15 protein-coding genes are annotated in these 17,556 nt (G+C 67.4%); 3 read left to right on the top strand and 12 right to left on the bottom strand.

Going from position 1 to position 17,556, the window contains the following annotated elements; all coding sequences use genetic code 11:
* Positions 1-268 precede the first annotated feature (268 nt).
* The 3 genes from LQ566_RS12510 to LQ566_RS12500 all read right to left on the bottom strand — a co-directional run bounded on the left by LQ566_RS12510 (position 269) and on the right by LQ566_RS12500 (position 3,298).
* Positions 269-1,600: a class II 3-deoxy-7-phosphoheptulonate synthase gene (locus LQ566_RS12510; RefSeq protein ID WP_231092040.1), complete on the bottom strand. Its 1,332-nt coding sequence runs from the start codon at positions 1,598-1,600 to the stop codon at positions 269-271.
* A gap of 76 nt (positions 1,601-1,676) precedes the next feature.
* Entirely contained in the window at positions 1,677-2,363 is a 687-nt protein-coding gene (locus LQ566_RS12505) for a lysophospholipid acyltransferase family protein (RefSeq protein ID WP_231092039.1), read from the bottom strand.
* Entirely contained in the window at positions 2,360-3,298 is a 939-nt protein-coding gene (locus LQ566_RS12500) for an ROK family glucokinase (RefSeq protein WP_231092140.1), read from the bottom strand. The genes LQ566_RS12505 and LQ566_RS12500 overlap by 4 nt, the downstream gene beginning before the upstream one ends.
* A gap of 207 nt (positions 3,299-3,505) precedes the next feature.
* Here LQ566_RS12500 and LQ566_RS12495 point away from each other — a divergent pair, with 207 nt between their 5' ends.
* Complete coding sequence (locus tag LQ566_RS12495) at positions 3,506-5,338, top strand: AMP-dependent synthetase/ligase (RefSeq protein WP_231092038.1); 1,833 nt, start codon at positions 3,506-3,508, stop codon at positions 5,336-5,338.
* 64 nt (positions 5,339-5,402) lie between these two features.
* On the opposite strand, the gene LQ566_RS12490 is transcribed toward LQ566_RS12495, so the two are convergent.
* Genes LQ566_RS12490 through LQ566_RS12480 form a run of 3 tightly spaced genes read right to left on the bottom strand, consistent with a single transcriptional unit; the run spans position 5,403 to position 11,976 of the window.
* The gene (locus LQ566_RS12490; protein WP_231092037.1) at positions 5,403-5,894 is read right to left on the bottom strand and encodes a peptide deformylase; all 492 of its coding nucleotides are present in this window, start codon (positions 5,892-5,894) and stop codon (positions 5,403-5,405) included.
* A 1-nt stretch (position 5,895) separates the two neighbouring features.
* Positions 5,896-8,520, bottom strand: a complete 2,625-nt coding sequence (locus LQ566_RS17685; protein WP_231092036.1) for a nucleotide-binding protein — start codon at positions 8,518-8,520, stop codon at positions 5,896-5,898.
* A 48-nt stretch (positions 8,521-8,568) separates the two neighbouring features.
* Positions 8,569-11,976 carry a pyruvate carboxylase gene (locus LQ566_RS12480; protein ID WP_231092035.1) on the bottom strand — a complete coding sequence of 1,136 codons (3,408 nt, stop codon included), beginning with the start codon at positions 11,974-11,976 and terminating at the stop codon, positions 8,569-8,571.
* Between the two features lie 72 nt (positions 11,977-12,048).
* Between LQ566_RS12480 and LQ566_RS12475 the strand changes: the two genes are divergently transcribed.
* Both LQ566_RS12475 and LQ566_RS12470 read left to right on the top strand, forming a co-directional pair.
* Positions 12,049-12,867 carry a ParA family protein gene (locus tag LQ566_RS12475; RefSeq protein ID WP_231092034.1) on the top strand — a complete coding sequence of 273 codons (819 nt, stop codon included), beginning with the start codon at positions 12,049-12,051 and terminating at the stop codon, positions 12,865-12,867.
* Complete coding sequence (locus LQ566_RS12470) at positions 12,864-13,394, top strand: GNAT family N-acetyltransferase (protein ID WP_231092033.1); 531 nt, start codon at positions 12,864-12,866, stop codon at positions 13,392-13,394. Before LQ566_RS12475 ends, LQ566_RS12470 begins: the two co-directional genes overlap by 4 nt.
* 24 nt (positions 13,395-13,418) lie before the next feature.
* On the opposite strand, the gene LQ566_RS12465 is transcribed toward LQ566_RS12470, so the two are convergent.
* From LQ566_RS12465 to LQ566_RS12440, 6 genes are all read right to left on the bottom strand, one after another.
* Complete coding sequence (locus LQ566_RS12465) at positions 13,419-14,504, bottom strand: hypothetical protein (protein WP_231092032.1); 1,086 nt, start codon at positions 14,502-14,504, stop codon at positions 13,419-13,421.
* A 3-nt stretch (positions 14,505-14,507) separates the two neighbouring features.
* Complete coding sequence (locus tag LQ566_RS12460; RefSeq protein WP_231092031.1) at positions 14,508-14,903, bottom strand: VOC family protein; 396 nt, start codon at positions 14,901-14,903, stop codon at positions 14,508-14,510.
* A gap of 19 nt (positions 14,904-14,922) precedes the next feature.
* The gene (locus LQ566_RS12455; RefSeq protein ID WP_308070936.1) at positions 14,923-15,462 is read right to left on the bottom strand and encodes a MerR family transcriptional regulator; all 540 of its coding nucleotides are present in this window, start codon (positions 15,460-15,462) and stop codon (positions 14,923-14,925) included.
* Between the two features lie 103 nt (positions 15,463-15,565).
* Complete coding sequence (ftsR, locus tag LQ566_RS12450; RefSeq protein WP_231092030.1) at positions 15,566-16,249, bottom strand: transcriptional regulator FtsR; 684 nt, start codon at positions 16,247-16,249, stop codon at positions 15,566-15,568.
* Entirely contained in the window at positions 16,249-16,713 is a 465-nt protein-coding gene (locus LQ566_RS12445; RefSeq protein ID WP_231092138.1) for an FHA domain-containing protein, read from the bottom strand. The genes ftsR and LQ566_RS12445 overlap by 1 nt, the downstream gene beginning before the upstream one ends.
* 181 nt (positions 16,714-16,894) lie before the next feature.
* Positions 16,895-17,458: a TetR/AcrR family transcriptional regulator gene (locus LQ566_RS12440; RefSeq protein WP_231092029.1), complete on the bottom strand. Its 564-nt coding sequence runs from the start codon at positions 17,456-17,458 to the stop codon at positions 16,895-16,897.
* Positions 17,459-17,556: the final 98 nt, after the last annotated feature.

Here is a 17,556-nt window from a genome sequence, read left to right as displayed (position 1 = left end):
TCTGTAGCAGCAACACTGTTCTGTAGCAGCAACACTGTTCTGTAGCAGCAACACTGTTCTGTAGCAGCAACACTGTTCTGTAGCAGCAACACTGTTCTGTAGCAGCAACACTGTTCCGTGGCAGGAGCACCGTTCTGTAGCAGCAGCACCGTGCTGCAGCGGCCCGGAGCGTTCGCGCCCGCGAAGGCCCTGCGCAGAGGGAAGGCGACCCGCATGTGGGAGAGCCCCCGATCCGTCTGGATCGGGGGCTCTCCCACATGCGCGGGCGTCAGCGCTTTTCGAGCTCCTCAGCCACCAGGAACGCGAGTTCCAGTGACTGCATGTGGTTCAGACGCGGGTCGCACAGCGACTCGTAGCGCGTGGCCAAGGTGGCTTCGTCGATCATCTCCGAACCTCCCAGGCACTCGGTGACGTCGTCGCCCGTGAGCTCGACGTGGATGCCGCCCGGGTGGGTGCCCACGGCTCGATGCGCCTCGAAGAAGCCGCGGACCTCGTCCACGACGTCGTCGAAGCGACGCGTCTTGTACCCGGTGGGCGTGGTGATGCCGTTGCCGTGCATGGGGTCGGTGACCCAGAGCGGTGTCGCGCCGGAGTCCTTCACGGCCTCCAGGAGCGGCGGGAGCGCTTCCCGGATCTTGCCGGCCCCCATGCGGGTGATGAAGGTCAGACGGCCGGGCTCACGCTCGGGATCGAGCTTGTCGATCAGCGCCAGCGCGGTCTCCGGCGTGGTGGTCGGGCCGAGCTTCACGCCGATGGGGTTGCGGATCTTCGAGAAGTAGTCCACGTGAGCGCCGTCGAGCTCGCGCGTGCGCTCGCCGATCCACAGGAAGTGGCCTGAGGTGTTGTACGGCGTGCCGGTGCGCGAGTCGATGCGGGTGAGCGGTGCCTCGTAGTCCATCAGCAGGCCCTCGTGGCCCGTGTAGAAGTCCACGCGACGCAGTTCGTCGAAGTCGGCACCCGCCGCCTCCATGAACTTGATCGCACGATCGATCTCGGTTGCGAGACCTTCGTAGCGCGCGTTGGCCGGGTTCTTCGAGAAGCCCTGGTTCCAGCCGTGCACCTCGCGCAGGTCAGCGAAGCCGCCCTGGGTGAAGGCACGGATCAGGTTCAGCGTGGAGGCCGCCATGTGGTAGCCCTGCAGCAGGCGCTGCGGGTCTGCCGTGCGAGAGCCCTCGGTGAAGTCGTAGCCGTTGACGATGTCGCCGCGGTACGCCGGCAGCGTGACATCTCCCCGCGTCTCCATGTTGCTGGAGCGCGGCTTGGCGAACTGGCCGGCCATGCGTCCCATCTTGATGACCGGCATGGAGGCGCCGTAGGTGAGCACGACGGCCATCTGCAGGATCGTCTTGATGCGGTTCTTGATGTTGTCGGCGTTGGCTCCGGCGAAGGTCTCGGCGCAGTCGCCGCCCTGCAGCAGGAACGCCTCACCGGCAGCGGCGCGACCGAGGCGATACTTCAGGTCGTCGACCTCGCCCGCAAACACGAGCGGGGGGAACGAGGCAAGCTGCGTGGAAGCGGCGGCGACGGCGTCTGCGTCGGGCCACTCCGGCTGCTGCTTGATGGGAAGCGAGCGCCACGAATCCAGATCTGCAAGGGACATTCCATGATCGTATCGTCCCCGCGAGGGGCCTCCGACCAACGTGACACCGGGCGTCGGAGCAGACCTCCCCGAGCGCTCAGGACGCAGGCTTCAGGCGGTCTTTCACCGTGGAAGCGTAAACGTCCTCGTAGGTCTGCTCCCCCAGCTGCTGGATGGCCACCATGATCTCGTCCGTGATGCTGCGCAGAATGTACCGATCCGATTCCATGCCTTCGAATCGGGAGAAGTCCAGGGGCTCGCCGATCACCACGCCCACCCGCATGATCCGCGGCATGCGCCGCCCGATGGGCATCATGGTGTCGGTGTCCACCATCACCACTGGGATGACCGGGACGCGAGCTTCCAGCGCCATACGGGCGATACCCGTTCGCCCCCGGTAGAGACGGCCATCAGGGCTGCGGGTGCCTTCGGGGTAGATGCCGAGGAGGTCACCACGACCGAGCACCTGCAGGCCGGTGTTCAGCGACGCCTCGGACGCCTTCCCGCCCGAGCGATCAATGGGAAGCTGTCCGGTGCCGATGAAGAACAGCTTGGTCAGCCATCCCTTGATGCCCTTTCCGGTGAAGTAGTCGCTCTTCGCGAGGAAGGTGACGGGCCGGTCGAGCATCAGCGGCAGGAAGATCGAGTCGGCGAAGGACAGGTGGTTGCTGGCGAGGATGGCGGCTCCTGAGGCCGGGACGTTACGCCGACCCGTGATCCAGGGCCGGAACACGGCCTTGACCACGGGTCCGATGACCACGTACTTCAGGAACCAGTAGATCACTCGCTGCCCTCCCTGGCGAGATCGGCGACGCCGATCACTCCGGCGTCGTTCACCAGCTGCGCGATGGTGAAGTCACCGCCCGGACGGTTGCCGTGCGCGGGCAGATACTGATGATAGGCCTCGCGCATGGGAGCGAGAAGGACCTCACCGAGCTGCGACACGCCGCCGCCGATGACGAAGACGGCCGGATCGAATGCCGCGGAGAAGGTCCCGCAGGCCTCACCGAGCGCAGCAGAGACGGCCCGCAGCGCTTCGAGCGCCCCGGGGTCGCCCTCAAGCACCAGGCGCGAGATGGTCGCACCTTCCAGGGACCCCTCCGCGGCGCGCGCCGCGGCAAGTCCGCCGCCGATCCCCCCGGCGTCCGCCAGCTCGCCTGCGACGCGCTGGAGAGCGCGCCCGGAGGCGTACTGCTCCACGCATCCTCGCTGGCCGCAGCCGCACATCAGTCCGTCACGCTGGAAACGCATGTGACCGAGCTCGGCGGCGGCACCGAAACCGCCGCGGAACAGCTCGCCGTTCACGATGACGGCACCCCCGATGCCGGTGCCGATGGTGAGCATCATGAGGTCCTTGACGCCGCGGCCCGCCCCGAACCGGTACTCGGCCCATCCGGCGGCATTCGCGTCGTTCTCGACGATCACCGGTAGCTCGAGCCGCTTCTCCAGTCGCTCCTTCAGCGGCTCGTTGCGCCAGGCGAGGTTCGCGGCGTAGGTGACCACGGCACGCCCGCGATCGATGAAGCCCGCCGCGGCGACGCCCACGGCACCCACCTCGTGCTCGGCTCGCAGGTCCGCCACCATCGCCGCCACGGCGTCCTCGATGCCTGCGGAGTTCTCCGGAGTGGGGGTGCGTCGTGGTGAGAGCAGTTCACCGTCTTCGGTGACCACACCGCCCGCGATCTTCGTTCCGCCGATGTCGATGCCGATGGTGAGCACGCGTTCGTGGTCCTTCCCGCGCGCACCCGCGTGCGCACGATCAAGAAGTCTACCGAGCGTGATCGTCGTCATGACGCCGAAGGACTTCCGCGGAACCCGGTTTCTCAATCGTTGGCACTGGGTTCCAGAGTCGGCAAGGGGTGTGCCTTAGAGTGGACATACGACCACCCGGGTCGTATCCACCCGTCCGGTATCGAAGGAGCTGCCGTGGTTGCATTCGAAGTCCCAGCGATCGTTCCCGCCGCCCCGCAGGACAACATCACCGACCTGCTCGAACAGCGCGTGGCGGCGACGCCCGACCGCGCACTGTTCTCCGTTCCCGAACAGGGCCGGTGGCGAGACATCACCGCGACGCAGTTCCGCGAGCAGGTCATCGCCCTCGCAAAGGGCTTCGTCGCCGCGGGCCTGGAGCCCGGCGACAAGGTGGGCTTCATCGCCCGCACCACCTACCAGTGGACGCTCGTCGACTTCGCCCTGTTCTATGCGGGCGCAGTGATGGTGCCGATCTACGAGACCAGCTCCCCCGCGCAGATCCAGTGGTACATGGAAGACTCCGGTGCTGTTGCGCTCATCGCCGAAAGCGGCGATCACTTCGCCCGGTTCGACGAGGTGGCCTCGGAGCTTCCCAACATCCGTACCGTCTGGCAGATGCACCTGGGCGCCCTTGACACGCTGGTCGCCGGCGGCACGGGAGTGACGGATGAGGAGATCGAGCGCCGGCGCACGATCGCGAACGGCGACGACATCGCCACCCTCATCTATACCTCGGGTTCCACCGGCCGCCCCAAGGGATGCGTGCTCACGCACAGCAACTTCGTCGAGCTGGCACGTAATGCGGCCCGCTCGCTCGATGAGGTCGTGAACATGTCCGGCGCTTCGACCGTGCTGTTCATCACGACGGCCCATGTCTTCGCCCGCTTCATCTCGATCCTCGACATCCATGCCGGCGTCCGCACCGGCCATGAGCCCGACACCCGCAACCTGGTGCCCACGCTCGGCTCGTTCAAGCCGACCTTCCTCCTGGCGGTGCCCCGCGTGTTCGAGAAGGTGTACAACTCCGCGGAGCAGAAGGCAGAGACCGGAGGCAAGGGCAAGATCTTCCGCGCTGCGGCCGCCACGGCGATCGAGCACTCGACGCTGCTCGGCGAGGGCAAGAAGATCCCGTTCGGGCTGAAGCTGCGATTCGCGCTGTTCGACAAGCTTGTCTACGCGAAGCTGCGCGAGGCCATGGGCGGCAACGTGAAGTACGCCGTGTCCGGGTCGGCGCCGCTGGGCGCGCGCCTCGGCCACTTCTTCCACAGTCTCGGCATCCACATCCTGGAGGGCTACGGCCTCACCGAGACCACCGCGCCCGCCACGGTCAATCAGGCCAACAAGTCCAAGATCGGAACGGTCGGCCCCGCCCTCCCGGGCGTCGGCATCCGTCTCGGCGAGGACGACGAGATCCAGGTGCGCGGCATCAACGTCTTCAAGGAGTACTGGAACAATCCCGAGGCGACGGCCGCCGCCTTCGACGACGGCTGGTTCAAGACCGGCGACATCGGATCCTTCGACACCGAGGGCTTCCTCACGATCACCGGCCGCAAGAAGGAGATCCTCGTCACCGCGGGAGGAAAGAACGTCTCCCCCGCACCGCTCGAGGACGTCATCCGCGCGAACCCCGTGGTGGGGCAGGTCGTCGTCGTGGGTGATCAGCGTCCGTTCATCGGCGCCCTCGTCACCCTCGACCCGGAGATGCTGCCCACTTGGCTGGCGAACAACGGCCTCCCGAAGGACATGCCTCTCGCCGAGGCGGCTAAGAACGAGCGCGTGATCGCCGAGGTGCAGACGGCCGTGGACCGCGCGAACAAGAACGTGTCCCGTGCCGAGTCCATCCGGAAGTTCACCATCTTGCCGACCGAGTGGACGGAGGCCAGCGGCCACCTCACGCCGAAGCTGTCGATCAAGCGCAACGTGATCATGAAGGACTTCGGCTCCGAAGTCGAGGAGCTCTACGCCGCTCCGGGCGCCCAGACAACGAACGTCTCGGTCGCCGGCTGATCACCGCACCGACGAATGCCCCGGAGGACACCTCCGGGGCATTCGTCGTTCGATCTGCGGGAGATCAGAACCAGTCGCTCTCACGGACCTCGCGCATCGCGACCTTGCGGTCCTCGGGAGCGAGGCGGGAGAGGTAGAGCATCCCGTCCAGGTGGTCGGTCTCGTGCTGCAGCGCCTGCGCCATCAGCCCGGTGCCCTCGAGCACGATGCGCTCGCCGTCCAGATCGATTCCCTCCACCCGCGCGTAGGGGTGACGCAGGGCCGGATGCCAGAGCCCCGGCACCGACAGGCAACCCTCGCCGGTGGGAACCGGCTCGCCGCGCACCTCGACGACGACGGGGTTTAGCACGTAGCCCACCTCCCCGTCGACGTTGTACGAGAAGGCGCGCAGGTTGACCCCGATCTGCGGCGCCGCGACTCCAGCACGGCCGGGCTCGCGCACCGAGTCGAGCAGATCTTCCACGAGCGCGCGAACGCCGTCGTCGATATCGGTGATCGGCTCGCTCGGCTGCCGGAGCACGGGGTCGCCGAAGAGACGGATCGGGCGAACCGCCACGTCAGGCGCCCGTTCCGCGCAGGCCGTTGACGACCAGGGCCGCCAGCTCGCGTGCAGCGACGCGCGTCTCCGGCTGCAGGTCGCGGAACGTGATGGCGCTGCCCGAGGCGATCATCGGGTCGTACGGGATGCGGACGACCTCACTCACCCGGGTGCGGAAGTGCTCCTCGACCTCGTCCATGCGCACGACGGGAGCACCGGCGGAGGTCTGGTTGAGCACGACGATGGCACGGCGCGCGATGTCGGAGAACCCGTTCGTCTCCAGCCAGGTCAGGGTCTCGGACGCGGCCCGCGCCTCATCGACGCTGCGTCCCGCCACGATCACGAGCTGGTCTGCCAGGTCGAGGGTTGCCCCCATGACGGAGTGCACGATGCCCGTTCCGGTGTCGGTGAGGACGATGGAGTAGTACCGGCTGGCCACGTCGGCGACGTGGCGGTAGTCGATGTCGCTGAAGGCCTCCGCGACCCGCGGATCGCTGTCGCTCGCCAGCACGTCTAGGCGTGTCTCATCACGCGAGACGATGCCGGAGAGGTCGTTGTAGCCACGAATCTCGTCGCGCACGCGCACGAGATCACGAACGGTCTTGGTGCTGGAGCGCGAGATGCGCTCGGCCAGCGTGCCACGGTCGGGGTTGGCGTCCACGGCCACGACGCGGTCGTCACGGGCGTCGGCCAGGGCCATGCCGATCAGCGTGGTGACGGTGGTCTTTCCCACGCCGCCCTTGCGCGACAGCACCGGCACGAAGCGCGAACCACCGGTGATCGGGGCCGCGATGCGCTCGGTGAGTGCCTTGCGCTCGCGCGCACGCTTGCCGTCGCCCAGGTTGATGCGCTTGCCCGAGATCGAGTACACGAAATGCTGCCAGGCGCCCTCCGGCTCCGGCTTGGGCTTGCGGTTCGGGTCCAGGAGGCGATCCGCCGTGAGAAGGTCGGGCGTCTCGCGGGAGGCGTCGCCGCCGACGTCGCCCAGGCGGCGCGGCGCTGGAGTCGTCTCGACGGCGCCGGTGCGCACGGTCACGCGCTCCAGATCGTGGATATCACGGGTCTCGGACACAGGGGGTTCCTCCACGGAGTTCCGCTGAGCGGATGCTGAATCAGTCACGGTGGCCCGGCCCCCGGTTGCGCCGGCGAGCAACTCACCGGCGGACAGGTCCGCAGTCACCGTGTCTTCGGCCTCCCCGGCATCGACAGGCGACACCTGGACGACCGGCGTGGCCGGGCGAATATCGTCGTGGGCGAGCGCGGAGGTCACAGCCCCGCCCTCGTCCTCGGTCTGAGCGGACTCGTCGGTGGGAGTGGGCTCCTCATCGGACACCGGGGCATCCGCGGCGATCTCGGCGGACTCGGCGATCTGGGTGTCGGCCGGGCCCTCGTCCCGGACTGCCGCGGACTCGTCCTCATCCTCGCCTGCCTCATCCGAGGCGTCCTCCGCCGAATCCGCAACGGAACCAGCGTGGACTGCGTCACGCGTGAGGAACTCGTGCTCAGAGGACTCAGCTCGGGGCGCATTCTCGGCAGACGTATCGTCGGCGGAGTCACCCCTATCAGGCTCGCCTCGCTCGTCCTCGGCGGCGGAGTCATCCTCGGCGGAGACGTCTTCGATAGCGTCGTCCTCGACCGAGTCATCCTCGACGGAAACGTCCGCAAGCGAGTCATCCTCGACGGAATCGTCCGCAAGCGAGTCATCCTCGACAGAAACGTCCGCAAGCGAGTCATCCTCGACGGAGACGTCTTCGGTGGAGATGTCCTCGAAGGGTTCGTCCTTGATCGCGTCGGCCTCGACGGAGTCATCCTGGATCGACGCGCTCTCGGAGGTGGCTCCCTCCGCCGCATCGGAGTCGTCTTCTGCGGAGACGTCCGCGGACGCGTCGACCTCGACGGAGTCGTCATCCAGGGAGACATCGTCCACGGACACATCCTGCGCAGAGACTTCGTCCGCGGCGTCGTCATCCGCAGAGACTTCGTCCGCAGCGTCGTCGTCATCCGCAGAGACTTCGTCCGCAGCGGCGTCGTCATCCGCAGAGACTTCGTCCGCAGCGTCGTCGTCGTCCACGGAGTCCTCGTCCACGAAGTCCTCGTCCGCCGCGGCGACGTCGTCGTCCTCGGACGCGTCGGCATCGGGGTCGTCGTCGGAGTCGTCCTCACTCCCAGCAGCGTCGTCGACCTCATCCGAGATCTCCTCCGGCGCCCCGTCCTCAGCATCGTCAGCCTCGACAGAGTCATCCTCAGCGAGGTCATCTGCGTCGTCGACGACGAGGCCATCAGCCGCAGCGACGCTCGGAAGGTCGTCTTCTACGAGCTCCGCCTCGACGAGGTCGATCTCGTCGACCGGGTCGGTCGTCTCCTCCGCAGCGACATGCGGGATGCCGACGACCACGGCCGCCACGTCCTCCTGCTGAGCGGTGACCGCGTCACCGCTCAGCAGCGAGTCGAAGAGGATCGAGATGTCGTCGTCGTCCACCACATCGTCGTCATCGTCTTCCTCGGCGGTCGGCAGGATCACGTTCACGTGGGCCGTGTTCGTGGTGAGCAGACCGAGGTCCGAGGTGTCGATGGCACCGGTCTCGGCGAGAACGCCGTTCTCCGGCTCGTCGGAGGGCGCGTTGATACTGGGATCAGACGTCACTGAAACATCACTTCCGTACTGCTGGCGAGGCTGTCCCGCCCACCCAGGTTACTGGGCGGGCCGGACGACGACCAAAAGATCGCCTGCCTCGACCTGCTGAGTGCCCGCGATCGCGATGCGCTCGATGACTCCGGAGACCGGCGACGTGATCGCGGCCTCCATCTTCATCGCCTCGATCGAGGCCACAGGTGCACCGGCTTCGACGGCGTCACCGACGGCGGCCTTGATGGTCACGACACCGGAGAACGGCGCAGCCACCTGACCCGGCTTGGACGTATCGGCCTTCTCCGCCGAACGCGACGCGACCTCGATGCTGCGGTCACGCACGAAGACCGGACGCAGCTGACCGTTAAGGGTGGTCATCACGGTCCGCATACCCTTGGCGTCGGCTTCACCGATGGCCTCGAGACCGAAGTACAGGCGCACGCCCCGATCGATCTCGACCATGTGCTCGGCACCCGGAACCAGGCCGTAGAGGTAATCGGCCGTGTCCAGCACCGACAGGTCGCCGTACGCCTCCCGGGTCTCCTCGAAGATGCGCGTGGGCGCCGGGAACAGCAGGGTGTTCAGCATCGCGCGACGCGAGGCGGAGTCACCGTTCAGCGCGGCCTCCTGCTCGGCGGTGATCGGGGTCACACCGATCTTCACATTGCGACCGGCCAGCACCTTGCTGCGGAACGGCTCGGGCCATCCGCCGGGAAGGTCGCCCAGCTCGCCCGCCATGAAGCCCACCACCGAGTCCGGAACGTCGTACTTCTCCGGGTTGGCGGCGAAGTCTGCGGGATCCGCCTTCACTGCCGCCAGGTGCAGGGCGAGATCGCCCACCACCTTCGAGGAGGGCGTGACCTTCGGCACCCGGCCGAGGATCTCGTTCGCGGCCGCGTACATGTTCTCGATGAGCTCGAAGTCGTCGGCCAGTCCCAGCGCAATCGCCTGCTGACGCAGGTTGGAGAGCTGGCCACCGGGGATCTCGTGGTGGTACACGCGTCCTGTAGGGCCGGGCAGTCCCGACTCGAACGGCGCGTACATGTGGCGCACCGCCTCCCAGTAGGGCTCCAGATCCGAGACGGCCTGCAGGTCGATCCCGGTGTCACGCTCGGTGTGAGCGAGAGCCGCGACCAGCGCCGACATCGACGGCTGGCTGGTGGTTCCCGACATCGGTGCCGAGGCCACATCGACGGCGTCTGCTCCCGCCTGGGCCGCCGCCATGAGGGTTGCGAGCTGTCCGCCGGCCGTGTCGTGCGTGTGCACGTGCACCGGCACGTCGAAGCGCTCGCGCAGCGCGGAGACCAGCTTCGCGGCGGCGGCAGGTCGCAGGAGTCCCGCCATGTCCTTGATGCCGATGATGTGCGCACCGGCGGCGATCATCTGGTCGGCAAGGTTCAGGTAGTAGTCGAGGGTGTACAGATCCTCGTTCGGGTTCAGCAGATCACCGGTGTAGCACAGGGCGGCCTCGGCCACCGCGGTGCCGGTGGCGACCACCGACTCGATGGCCGGGCGCATCTGCTCGACGTCGTTGAGCGCGTCGAAGATGCGGAAGATGTCCACTCCGGTAGCCGCGGCCTCACGGATGAACGCGTCCGTCACCTCGGTGGGGTACGGCGTGTACCCCACGGTGTTGCGTCCGCGCAGCAACATCTGGATCGCGACGTTCGGCAGCGCCTCACGCAGCTTCGCCAGGCGCTCCCACGGATCTTCGCCCAGGAAGCGCAGGGCCACATCGTAGGTGGCACCGCCCCACGCCTCGACGGACAGCAGCTGCGGCAGCATGCGCGCCTCGTAGGGGGCGACAGCCAGCAGATCCTTGGTCCGCACGCGCGTGGCCAGCAGAGACTGGTGGGCGTCACGGAACGTGGTGTCGGTCACGGCGAGCGCGGTCTGCGCACGCAGCTCCTTCGCGAACCCCGCAGGTCCCAGCTCCTGCAGACGCTGGCGCGATCCGGCGGGGGCCGGGGCGGTCAGGTCGATGACGGGAAGCTTGACGGCGGGGTTCACCGAGAGCGGGTTCTCGCCGTTGGGCTTGTTGACCGTGGTGTCCACCAGCCAGTTCAGCACCTTGGTGCCGCGGTCCTTGGACTCGCGGCCGCGCAGCAGCTGCGGACGCTCGTCGATGAACGAGGTGGACACGTCGCCGTGCACGAAGTCAGCGTCATCGAGCACCGCCTGCAGGAACGGGATGTTCGTGGAGACGCCGCGGATGCGGAACTCGGCCAGTGCACGACGGGCGCGCGAGACGGCGGCCGCGAAGTCACGGCCGCGGCACGTGAGCTTGGCCAGCATCGAGTCGAAGTGGGGGCTGATCTGCGAACCCGCGGCCGTGGTACCGCCGTCCAGTCGGATGCCGGCGCCACCCGGCGAACGGTAGGTGGTGATCTTGCCGGTGTCGGGACGGAAGCCCTGCGTCGGGTCCTCGGTGGTGATGCGGCACTGCAGCGCAGCACCGCGCAGGTGGATGTTCTCCTGCTCCAGCCCGAGCTCCGCGAGGGAGGCGCCGGCGGCGATCTTCATCTGCGTCTGGACGAGGTCGACGTCGGTGACCTCCTCCGTGACCGTGTGCTCCACCTGGATACGGGGGTTCATCTCGATGAAGACGACCTCGCCCGTGCGCGGGCCCGCGGTCTCGAGGAGGAACTCGACCGTTCCGGCGTTCTGGTAGCCGATGGACTCGGCGAAGGCGACCGCATAGCGGTGCAGGTCGTCCTTGATCTCCTGTGCGAGGTTCGGGGCCGGAGCGATCTCGATGACCTTCTGGTGACGACGCTGCACCGAGCAGTCGCGCTCGAACAGGTGGACCGTCGCGCCGTGCGAGTCCGCGAGGACCTGGACCTCGACGTGGCGCGGACGCAGCACGGCTTGCTCCAGGAACATGCGGGGGTCACCGAACGCGGAGTCTGCCTCGCGCATGGCTTCGGCCAGAGCAGGAGCGAGCTCTTCCTTGGTCTCCACGCGGCGCATACCCCGGCCGCCACCGCCGGCGACGGCCTTGGCGAACAACGGGAAGCCGATCTCGTCTGACTGAGCCACGAGCGCGTCGACGTCGTCGGATGCCTCGGTGGAGCGCAGCACCGGTACCCCGGCCGCGATCGCGTGCTCCTTGGCGGTGACCTTGTTGCCGGCCATCTCCAGGACGGAGGAGGGAGGTCCGATGAAGGTGATGCCGTTGGCTGCGGCCTTCGCCGCAAGGTCGGGGTTCTCCGAGAGGAAGCCGTAGCCCGGGTAGATGGCGTCGGCGCCGGATTCGACGGCGACGCGGATGATCTCATCGACATCGAGGTACGCGCGCACGGGGTGGCCGACATCACCGATCTGGTACGCCTCATCCGCCTTCAGACGGTGCAGGGAGAAGCGGTCCTCATACGGGAACACGGCGACGGTGCGGGCACCGACTTCATAGGCGGCGCGGAATGCGCGGATGGCGATCTCACCACGGTTGGCTACGAGGATCTTCGAGAACATGACACCTCTGTCTTCTGTGAGACGTGTGGGGGAATAGCCCTTCCACCCTACGGGACGGTAACGTGGTTGATTGTGCACGTACTCAGCGTCAGCTCTTTGAAAGGCGGAGTCGGCAAGACGACAGTGACTCTCGGACTTGCCTCCGCGGCATTCGCGCGCGGCATCCGCACACTCGTCGTGGATCTCGACCCGCAGTCCGACGTCTCTACGGGGATGGATATCCAGGTGGCCGGGCGGTTGAACATCGCCGATGTCCTCGCCAACCCGAAGGAGAAGACGGTCCGTCAGGCCATCACGTCCTCGGGTTGGGCGAAGGTTCACCCCGGAACGATCGATGTCCTGATCGGCAGCCCGTCAGCGATCAACTTCGACGGCCCGCACCCGAGCGTGCGCGACGTCTGGAAGCTCGAGGAGGCCTTGGCGACGATCGAGGCGGACTACGACCTGGTCCTCATCGACTGCGCGCCCTCGCTGAACGCCCTCACCCGTACCGCGTGGGCGGCATCCGACCGCGTGATCGTCGTGACCGAGCCCGGCCTCTTCTCTGTCGCGGCCGCAGACCGTGCACTGCGCGCCATCGAGGAGATCCGCCGCGGACTGTCGCCACGTCTGCAGCCGCTCGGAATCGTGGTCAACCGCGTGCGCCCCCAGTCGATCGAACACCAGTTCCGCATCAAGGAACTGCGCGACATGTTCGGCCCGCTGGTGCTGTCCCCCCAGCTCCCGGAGCGCACGTCGCTGCAGCAGGCGCAGGGTGCCGCCAAGCCCCTGCACATCTGGCCCGGCGACTCGGCCCAGGAACTCGCCGCGGATTTCGACGCCCTGCTGGATCGCATCATGCGATCGGGGCGGATCGCTGCCCCCGGCGAAGAGGCGGCTTCGTCCGCGTGAGCGGCGCGGTCATTCGACTCATCGAGGTCGGCGATGCGGAAACGCTCGCCGACCTCGTCTTTTCCAACGCCGATTTTCTTGCACCGTTCGAGCCGTCGCGTTCAGCGGACTGGGCAACACCTCGCCGCCAGCGCATCGCGATCGCGGCGCTGCTTGATCAGACCGATGCCGTCCCGTTCGTGATCCTGGACGACGACGGCGAGGTGTCGGGCCGGATCACGCTGAGTTCGATCCAGCGTGGCGTCGCCCAATCGGCCTCGCTGGGTTACTGGGTGGACCAGCGGCACAACGGGCAGGGACTCGCCACGGCGGCCGTCGCGGCATCGGTCGCGTACGCGTTCGACGTGCTCGATCTGCACCGCGTTGATGCGGCCACCCTGGTCGGCAACCTTCGCTCGCAGCGCGTGCTCGAGAAGAACGGTTTCCAGCGCATCGGGCTGTCCCCCGCGTACCTGGAGATCGCCGGTCGGCGCCAGGACCACATCCTGTTCACGCGGGTGCGCGGGCGTGAATCGGCGCAATCGTAACCGAACCGTCACCGTCACAATTCGTCACGAAGCCACGCCGGCGCCGTTCTGCGACGGCGGCTGCCACCCGCCCTCGTCATCGAGAACCCAATCCTGGGGCGGCAGATCCGCGAGCACCAGTGTGTTGGTGAGCCAGAACGTCGTGTCGGGATCCCATCCCGCGATGACCGACGCGCGGCTCTCGTCCACCACCAGCGCGCGACCCGCCCCGGCCAGATAGGCGGCGACCGTGAGGTGGACGCCATCCCACTGCTCGGCCACGGCGTCCCAGTCGGGCAGCACCCACTCCCCGGCGCGTCCGGTCGTTCGGAACCAGTCATGACGGCGTGAAGCCGACACATCAACCGACGCATTCCGGCACAGCTTCACCCAGTCTTCCGGGGTGCGGATCTCCAGGACGCGCGATCCGCCGTGCACCGGGAAAGTGCGTGCGACCTTCGGCCCGTAGCTGTCCTCCATGAGAGCGAGGGCGTCAGGCAGGCGGCTGACGGTGTGCCGATACCACCCCGCCAGCGACCACCACGATCCGGTTCTGGGGTACTCGGGGTCTTCGGGATAGTCGCGCTTCGCGACCGCTTCCTCCGTGACGGTGGCACGCCGCCACTCGCGTATCCGCTCTCGCACGCGGCTGACATCGGTCACCGGATCCAGCGCTGTCTGCTCCGCCAGCCCCTGCGGCGGGTCATACTCCACGAGCCAGTGGTGTGCGGGAGCGGATGTCCACCACTCGATCCCCGCACAGGCGGCGACAGCCTCGGCCATCGGCCGCAGCGCAGCGATCATGCGCCCCTGCGCGGCGAGCACATCGCGACCGTCCGGCTCCTGCCAGTACCGGGCGGAGCAGACGCTGTACTCCAGTGCACGGCCGACGGTCTCCGCCGTCACCATCGTCGATGCGGACTCGACCAGTTCCGCGACGGTCTCCGGTGAGAACTCGCGGTCGGGCTCGCGCCTCCCCCATCCGAAGCTCGCAGACGCTCCGGAGCTTGCATCGTGGGCGTGGGACGTCCAGAACACCGCGTTCGTCACGTCGGGGTCTTGCGCTGCGAGTTCGAGACAGAGCCGACGTCCACGGGGTCCGCTGAGCAGTTCTTCGGGGGTCAGTCCCATGCGTCACTCCTGCCTCTGCGCGACGACCTCCGCCTTGAAGCCGTCGGAGTTCTCCAGCCATCCGGCGTAGTGGTCGAGTCCACCGGCGTGCGGGTAGCGCTCGTGGTACAGCGCCGTCCAGCCGTGGCCGACGGCGTCGGTCATGAGCCGATCGACAGCACTCCGGTCACCGCCATGGAACGCGAGGTGGTTGAGCCCGGGGCGGCGACGATCGTGGGGCACGTCACGCAGATTCGGCGATCCGGTGAACGTCAGATACAGGTCGCCGGCAGCCCAGGTCTCCCCCTCCGGCCACGCAGCCGTTCGCGACCAGCCCAGCTCTTTCAGCAACCACCGCCAGTCGTCCAGGCCGTCACCGGTGTCGGCCACCCAGATCTCGACGTGATGCAGACCGGGCATCGTCTCAGAGACGGAGCGCTCAGGCCGTACGACGTGCGCGGCGGGCGGCGAGCTCGTCGACCGGATCCGGAGCGGTGGGATCGAACTGCACCAGCGTGGACTCGACCTCACGCAGCACCTTGCCCACGGCGATGCCGAAGACGCCCTGACCGCGACTGACCAGGTCGATGACCTCGTCGTTCGAGGTGCAGAGGTAGACCGAGGCGCCATCGCTCATGAGCGTGATGCCTGCGAGATCGCGGATGCCCTGGGCGCGAAGCTGCTCGACCGCGGTGCGGATCTGCTGCAGGGAGATGCCGGTGTCCAGGAGGCGCTTGACCAGCTTGAGCACGAGGATGTCACGGAAGCCGTAGAGACGCTGCGAACCGGAGCCGGATGCACCGCGCACCGTGGGTTCGACCAGCTCGGTGCGGGCCCAGTAGTCCAGCTGACGGTAGGTGATGCCTGCGGCGCGGGCGGCCTGCGCACCGCGGTAGCCCACCTCGTTGCCGAGCTCGGGCATGCCGTCGGTGAAGAGAAGCTCAGCGGAGAACTGCGCCTCGTCGCCCTCGTCGAGCATATGCCCGCACCTCCTGATAGAAACTTTCAACTTCTACTCCAAAGTTAGAGCAGGAGTCGTCCTCTCGCCGAGACATTCGCGTGAGCGATTCGGCGTGTCGCTCTCAGGACGAGAGCATCCGCTCCAGGGCGGACTTGACGAAGATCTGTCGCACCTCATCCAAGCGCGCAGCGAGCTCCGGGGCAACCTCATCGGCGCGCGCACGCGAGGGCGCATCGGTCCGGCGAAGGAGAGGAGTGAGAGCGGATTCGATCAGGGCGACCTCGCGCTCCGCGGACTGACGAAGACCGCGCACGTGCCGCGGCTCGATGCCGTGCTGGTCCAGCGCCACGAGGGCACGCAGCATCGTGAGCGCCTGCTCACCGTAGGAATCCCCCGCGGCGATGAGACCGGTGCTGATCGCATCGTTGAGGAGCTGGGCTCCAGATCCGCTCGCGGCGAGCAGCTCCGCGCGGTTGTACCGGCGAGCCGTGGAGTGGATGGTGAGCGGCACCGGGATGGCCGGTTCCCGTCCGGCGTCGATGTCGTCCAGGTAATCGCGAATCACCTGAAGAGGAAGGTAGTGATCCCGCTGCAGGGTCAGTGCGAGTGTAAGCCGCTGCACATCGGCGGGCGAGAACTTCCGGTACCCCTTCGGAGTGCGCGCCGGCGTGACGATTCCCTGCACCTCCAGGAATCGAAGCTTGGAGCTGGTGAGTGCCGGGAACTCCGGCGACAGCCTCCGCAGCACCTGCCCGATGCCGAGGAGAGAACCGGAAGCCGCCCGTGCGTCGGCGGCGGCGGCCATCAGGCGTCGGTTCCGAGATCAGCGGGCGAGGCGAAGAAGTTCAGGCGGAACTTGCCGATGCGAACCTCTGCGCCGTTGGTCAGCACGCCGCGGTCAGCGCGTTCGCCGTTGAGGTAGGTGCCGTTGAGCGAGCGCTGGTCGATCATCTCGAACGTGCGACCGCTGCGCACGATCTCGGCGTGACGGCGCGAGACCGTGACGTCGTCGAAGAAGATGTCCGCCTCCGGGTGACGACCGATCGTGGTGACGTCACCGTCCACCAGATAGCGTGCACCCGCCGTGGGGCCGGAACGCACCAGCAGGATCGCGGATCCGGACGGCAGCGCGCCGATGGCGTCGACCTCCGCCTCGGTGAGCTCGGCTCCGAAGGGCACGAACGACAGGTCGGAATCGTGGCCACCGAAAGTCTGGGTGTTGTCCGATCCCCGGTCGTACCGGTCACCTTCGCGGTGGACCTGGCTCAGGCCGTTCTCATCTGCAGACACGCTCGTCCTCCTTCGTCTGACCAGCCTATCCGAATCATGTTGGGGACAGGCAATTCGAGAGAGGGGTATCCCATACATCTCTGTGCTGATGTTGGTGTTCCGTACGAATGTTCCTGGTCTGATATCGCAGCGACCGGCGCGTGACGATCGTCGTCTGTCGTCAGCGGCGAACCGTCGCCTCGATCATGGCCCGCAGCGGAGCGTGCAGCGCCTCCAGCGGCATCCCCTCGGCGACGCCCACGACCGCTCGTTGCACGGCACCGGCGAGCAGTAGCGACACGGCGGGGCGCTGCATCGGGTCCACGTCAGCGAGCTCCAGGGCGTCAGCCAGCAACGACGCCGCGTACTCGCGCTCCAGGGCGGCCCAGCGCGCACGATCGATCACGGCGGGGCCGTCGACCAGCAGGATGCGCCGATGGCGATCATCGGCGCACGCCGCCACATAGGCCAGTGCACCAGCAACCAGTACGTCGATCGGGTCGTCTCCGTCCGCCGCGGCGGCGGCCCGCTCAGCGGCATCGGCGTGAGCGTGCTCGACCACCTCCGCGAACAACGCCGTCTTGTCGGCCCAGTTGTGGTAGACCGCTCCCCTGCTGACGCCGACCGCGCCGGCCACGTCCCCGACTGAAACGGCGTGGAACCCGCGTTCAGCGAAAAGCGATGCGGCTGTCCTCAGGAGCGAGATGCGGGTCCGCTCAGCAGCGGCCCGTGTGGCACGAGGCATGCGGAAGTCCCCCTCTGTCGGCGATACGTACACAGTGTACGTAAAGCCGACAGACCTCCACGACAGGAGTGACTGCCCGCCGCGGAGCGCTAGGCTGG

It is taken from the genome of Microbacterium nymphoidis, from assembly GCF_021044885.1.
Lineage (GTDB): Bacteria > Actinomycetota > Actinomycetes > Actinomycetales > Microbacteriaceae > Microbacterium > Microbacterium nymphoidis.
This window is presented reverse-complemented; position numbering and strand designations above follow the sequence as displayed.

What these genes read in the sequence shown, in the direction of transcription:
- LQ566_RS12465 (WP_231092032.1), bottom strand. Translation starts at nt 14,504, where the DNA reads ATGGGACTGACCCCCGAAGAACTGCTCAGCGGACCCCGTGGACGTCGG.
- LQ566_RS12510 (WP_231092040.1), bottom strand. Translation starts at nt 1,600, where the DNA reads ATGTCCCTTGCAGATCTGGATTCGTGGCGCTCGCTTCCCATCAAGCAG.
- LQ566_RS12455 (WP_308070936.1), bottom strand. Translation starts at nt 15,462, where the DNA reads ATGCTCGACGAGGGCGACGAGGCGCAGTTCTCCGCTGAGCTTCTCTTC.
- LQ566_RS12480 (WP_231092035.1), bottom strand. Translation starts at nt 11,976, where the DNA reads ATGTTCTCGAAGATCCTCGTAGCCAACCGTGGTGAGATCGCCATCCGC.
- LQ566_RS12460 (WP_231092031.1), bottom strand. Translation starts at nt 14,903, where the DNA reads ATGCCCGGTCTGCATCACGTCGAGATCTGGGTGGCCGACACCGGTGAC.
- ftsR (WP_231092030.1), bottom strand. Translation starts at nt 16,249, where the DNA reads ATGGCCGCCGCCGCCGACGCACGGGCGGCTTCCGGTTCTCTCCTCGGC.
- LQ566_RS12440 (WP_231092029.1), bottom strand. Translation starts at nt 17,458, where the DNA reads ATGCCTCGTGCCACACGGGCCGCTGCTGAGCGGACCCGCATCTCGCTC.